Annotated in this window: 1 protein-coding gene; it reads right to left on the bottom strand. The window is 64.3% G+C overall.

Features of this window, described 5'->3' with window-relative positions:
* A partial coding sequence (locus AB0H61_RS38865) for an amino acid adenylation domain-containing protein (protein WP_357313913.1) occupies nucleotides 1–6,045 on the bottom strand: 6,045 nt, incomplete at both ends.

Genomic DNA, 6,045 nt, shown 5'->3' with positions numbered 1-6,045 from the left:
AATGTGATGCAACACCAACACCACCACATACTCATCCCCACCACACCGGAAAACCCACGCCCGCAACGGAATCTGCGTAGCCAAATCGAACGGCGACCGAACCGCTTCGGACACCCTTTCCATCAGTGCCCCAGCCAGCTCCTCCGGACCGCTCGCCCGCGCCTCGGTGTCCAGCGCATCCACCACAGTGACCGGCACGCTCATCTCGTCGTGTGCCAGTATCTGCTGCCACGGCACCCCACCCTCGTGCGGAAATACGGTTCGCAGGCTTTCGTGCCGGGCCACGACATCACCTATGGCCGCTTCCAGCGCCGTGACTTCCAAAGCGCCGGTCAGACGAAGAGCCATCGGAATGTGGTAGACCGGCGACTCCGGTTCGAAGCGGTGCAGGAACCACAACCGAGATTGCGCATACGACAGCGGCACCCGCTCCGGCCGCGGCCGCGGGCTCAAACGACTACGACTCACCCGCCCTTCACCGAGTCGGGTTGCCAATACCGCGACCGTCGGTGCCTCGAACACAGTCCGGATCGGTAACTCGATACCGAGAACCGACCGAATCCGGCTGATCAAACGCATCACCGACAACGAATGCCCACCCAAGTCGAAAAAGCCGTCATCGATACCGACCCGCGCGACCCCGAGCACCTCGGCAAACAATTCCACCAGTACCCGCTCGGACTCATCCCGAGGACCGCGATACACCCCACCGGCGAACTCCGGATCCGGCAAAGCTTTCCGGTCGACCTTCCCATTCGGCGTCAATGGCAACTCCGCCACCGGCACCACCACCGCCGGCACCATGAACTCCGGCAGCCGCCGCCCCACGAACGCCCGCACCCCCGCCACCGTGTCGGCGCGCTCGGAATCGTCGTGTCCATCGAGCGTCACGTACGCCACCAGGTGGGCGCCACCGTCGGCACCCGGACGGGTCACCACGACCGCGCGGCTCACGGCCGGATGCACCGACAGCACGGCCTCGACCTCACCCGGTTCCACCCGCACACCCCGCACCTTCACCTGATCATCAACCCGCCCCACGAACTCCAGCACGCCATCCGAGGTCCAGCGCACCTCGTCACCGGAGCGATACATCCGCTCCCCGAAAGCGAAGGGACAGGCAACGAACCGCGCACCTGTCAAACCTCCCCGCCCCCTGTACCCACGCGCCAACTGCACACCGGCGATATACAACTCCCCCACCACACCCACCGGAACCGGCCGCAACCCCCCGTCCAACACATACACCCGCACATTCCCCAACGGACCACCGATCGGCACCGAACCATCGCCGACCACCCCGCCGAAGGCGACTACGTGCGCTGTCGCAGCCACGGTTGTCTCGGTCGGCCCGTAGGTGTTCGCGATCCGCAAGGTGCGATGCCGATCAACGATCCGCGCAACAACGTTGCGCGACAACACCTCGCCTCCCGAGGCGAGAAAACGCACCCGATCGAAACAACCGAGGTCGCCCTCGGTGAACAGCTCCAGCAGTGGGCTGGTTGCGAAGATCGTCTGCACGCCGTGCTCGACGATCTGCTGCCGCATCCGATCGATGTCGTGCGCGTCCTCCGACATGATCTGCAATGTTCTTCCGCTCGTCAATGTCGGCCAGATCTCGTAGGCCGAAGCGTCGAACATGATCGGGGAGTGGACCAGCATCACCTCTCCCCGATCATCGGGCCAGTTGTGTGTGGCCATGTTGGTGAGGTTGTGGTGGGTGACGGTGACGCCCTTGGGTGTTCCGGTGGAACCGGAGGTGTAGATCAGATAGGCGGGATTGTCGGGATTCAGCCGGTGGGTACGAACTTCGTCGGTGGGGTTGGTATTAGGGGTGCTCGTGCGTCCGCCGGGGGTGTCGAGTAGTAGGCACGGTATGGAGATGTGGGGCAGCCCGGTGACCGTCTCGGTGTCGGTGAGGACGAGTTCGGGTGCGGCGTCGGAGAGTATGAACTCGGTGCGATCACTCGGATAGGCCGGATCGATCGGCAGATACGCCGCCCCGGCCTTCAGTACAGCCACCAGCGCCACGATCAGTTCGACCGAGCGTGGCAGGGCAATTGCGACGACCGATTCCGGGCCAACACCATTTTCGATCAACTCCCACGCCAGGGTGTTGGCACGGGAGTTCAAATGCCCGTAGTCGATTCGGACATCCCCGCACACAAGTGCTGTCGCTCCTGATGATCGCGCTGCGTGCTGCTCGAACAACTCCACAACCGTCTGCTGTGGTGTATCGACTGCGGTATCGTTCCAATCCCCTAGCAGCTGCTCAGATTCGATGTCGCTCAACAACTCCAGGCGTCCGATCCGAATCGCTGGATCGGTCATGACCTGCTCCAGGACCCGCACATACCGTGCCGCGAGCTGTTCAGCACTCGATTGGTCGAACAGGTCGGTCGCGAATTCGACCGTCCCGTCCAGGCCACCCGACCCGCTGTCGGCGAGGCTGAAGTGAAGGTCGAACTTGGCGGTCCGCAACGGGGTCGGCATGGGCGTGATCTGCAAACCCGGGAAGCTCAGGTCCGGCAGGTCGTTGTTCTGCAACGCGAACGACACCTGAAACAACGGATGATGCGCAGTCGAACGCGCCGGATTCAGCAACTCCACCAACCGCTCGAACGGCACATCCTGATTCCCATAAGCCGACAACGCCTTTTCGCGGACCCCGTCGACCAGTTCCTCGAACCCGATGCCACCCGAGACCGGCACCCGCAACACCCACGTATTGACAAAAGACCCCACCAAACCCGCCAACGCCTCATCACTACGACCAGCCACCGGACCACCAACGGTGATGTCCTCACCCGCACCCAATTTGAACAACAACGCCACCAAACCCGACTGCAAAACCATCGACAACGTCGCACCCCGCGCCCGCGCCAAACCCTCCAAACCCAACCGCAACCGCGGTCCCACCACCAACGGCACCACGTCACCACGATGAGAAGCCACCGCCGGACGCAACCGGTCGGTCGGCAACCGCAACAACTGCGGCACCCCAGCCAATTCTTGTTCCCAATACCGGGATTGGGCGGCAAACAGACTGTCCGGGTCGGATTCGTCGCCGAGCACGTCCCGCTGCCACAACGTGAAATCGGCGTATTGCACCGGTAATGGCTCCCACCCTGGTGCACGGCCGGCTGATCGCGCCGCGTATGCCACCGCAATATCCCGCGCCAAGGGCAGGAGTGAAGCGCCGTCACCGGCGATGTGATGCATCACCAACACCACCACATGCTCGGCCGCACCACACTCGAAAACCCACGCCCGCAACGGAATCTGCGTAACCAAATCGAACGGCACCTGGACCGCCGCGCCCACCGCTTCGGTGAGTTCCGGCCCGTCACTGACCTCCCGCACCGTGAATGGCACGCTCGCCTCGGCGCGGGGAAGTACCCGCTGCCACGGCACCCCACCCTCGTGCGGGAACCTCGTCCGCAGAATTTCGTGCCGGGTCACGACATCATCCAGCGCTGCCCGCAATCCCTCCACGTCCAGAACACCGGTCAACCGCAGAGCGATGGGAATGTTGTAGACCGGAGCCTGAGGATCGAGCTGGTGCAGGAACCACAGACGTAACTGCGCATACGACAGCGGCACCCGCTCCGGGCGTGGCCGCGGGGTCAGTCGCGCACCGTTCACCCTGCCCTCTCCCAGCCGTGGGGCCAGCGTCGCCACCGTGGGCGACTCGAAGACCATGCGAATCGACAGTTCCACGCCGAGAACCGAACGGACCCGGCTGATCAACCGCGCCGCCGACAGCGAATGTCCACCCAGATCGAAGAACCCGTCATCGATGCCGACCCGGGCGACCCCGAGTACCTCGGCGAACAACTCCGTCAACATCCGCTCGGACTCATCGCGCGGACCCCGATATACCCCACCGGTGAACTCCGGATCCGGCAGGGCTTTTCGGTCGACCTTCCCGTTCGGCGTCAACGGCAGCTCCGGCACGGACATCACCACCGTCGGCACCATGAACTCCGGTAGCCGCCCCTCCACGAACCCACGCATACGCCGCGCGACGGCTCCCGGCGACATTCGCGAAACATGCTGCTCCGCGAAGTCGCTCAGCCCGAGGCGGACCGGGTCGCGGGTCGCCTGCCGACGTACCCCGTAGACCATCCAGAGGTCGGTCCCTGCCAGATATGGCGCTGCCTCGACGGCGATATCGAAGTCCCGTTCTTCCAGCACGGCCAGCACTTGTGCGAGACTTCCCGCGACGTCTCGAACCTCCAGGACAACCTGCGCCACCCGCAGCCAGTCGTCGGCCGAAATCCCGTGCAGCACATCGATTTCACTGCCCTCGACATCGATCTTCAGCAGGTCGATGCGATCGATGCCTTCCTCCCGGATCAGCTGGGACAGTGTCTTCATGGGTACGACCAGCTCGCGGTGGTGCAAACGGTCGGCCATCAAGTCCGCCAACTCGGGACCGTCGAGGTCGAGACCTCCGGCCTCGGTGGCCTGGAGGTAAGCGCGTACCGCCGCTGCCACGGTGGCTTCATCCGACGAGCGCGTCGACAGTATCGACATCTCGGGGTAGTACGTCATCGTCGTGGTGCCGCAGTGCGCACCGACGGCGCAGTTGATCACAGTGACGGGCAGGCCATGTATCTCGAAATTCAGCTGCGCCATCGCCGCGACGTCGGGGACGGCTTCGACCGCGTAGATCTCGACATCACCGGACAGGTATCCGACCAGCATGGAGAACATGCCCACGTGGGCGCCGATATCGACGACACATCCGTGATAGGGAACCGACACGCCCCAGCGGAAGTACTGATTCTGTTCGACTATCTCCTCGTACAGGAAGCGGACGTTCGACATGTTCCTGGCGACGACCGGCATTCCATTCGGAAGGTCGTGTATGCAGTCGCTCGACATCGTCCGCATCTGCTCCGACCGCAGGCATCGTGCGGCGACCGGTGCGTCCTCGTCGCTCGGGACGACATAGGCGACAATGCTCGCATCACCCGCCGGATCCGTGCGTCCGCACACCACCGCCTCGCGCACAGCCGGATGGCTGAGTAGCGCCGCCTCGACCTCGGCCGGTTCCACCCGAACACCCCGCACCTTCACCTGATCATCGGCCCGCCCGACGAACTCCAGCACGCCGTCCCGAGTCCAGCGCGCCTCGTCACCGGAGCGATACATCCGCTCCCCAGAACCGAAGGGACAGGCCACGAACCGTGCACTCGTCAGGCCCGCCCGGCCCTTGTACCCGCGCGCCAACTGCGCACTCGCGATATACAGCTCCCCCACCACACCCACCGGAACCGGCCGCAATCCCCCGTCCAACACATACACCCGCATATTTCCGATGGGCGTTCCGATCGGGCTGCTGCGGCGCGGCGCACCGGGTTCAGACAATTCGAGATGCGTCACGTGCACGGTGGTTTCGGTGATCCCGTACATGCTCGCCACGACCGCGCCAGGGCTCATCCCCCACGCGCGTGGCTGCCAGTCGCCCAGCCGCGTCGAGTCCAGCGCCTCGCCCCCCAGGATCACCCGGCGCAGCGCCGTCAGCGTCGGCGGGCGGGCGATGTCCCGGGTACAGTCGATCAACCCGTACAACTGGGAGGGTGTCAGGTTGAGCACCGTCACCCCGGCGTCGACGACCAGTGCCCAGAGATCCACCGGCGACCGGGCGATCTGCCACGGCGCCACAACCAGTCGGGCGCCGGAAACCAAGGGGCCCCATATTTCCCAGACCGAGAAATCGAACGCTTGAGAATGGCACATCACCCAGACATCGGTGGCTTCCAGTCCGCAACAGCCCGCGGTGCCCGCGAACAGGGTGCTGAGGTTGCGGTGGGTGACGGTGACGCCCTTGGGTGTTCCTGTCGTACCTGATGTGTAGATGAGGTAGGCCGGATTGTCGAGGTGCAGCCTGCGAATGCGATCGGCGTTTGCGGGGTTGGTATTCGGTGTGCGCGGGGCGAGAGTGTCCACCAGTACACGGGGCGTAGACGTGTCGGGCAGGTCGATGGTGGTGTCGGTAAGGATGAGTTCAGATCCGGCGTCGCCGAGAATGAACTC

It is taken from the genome of Nocardia sp. NPDC050710, assembly GCF_040654375.1.
Lineage (GTDB): Bacteria > Actinomycetota > Actinomycetes > Mycobacteriales > Mycobacteriaceae > Nocardia.
This window is presented reverse-complemented; position numbering and strand designations above follow the sequence as displayed.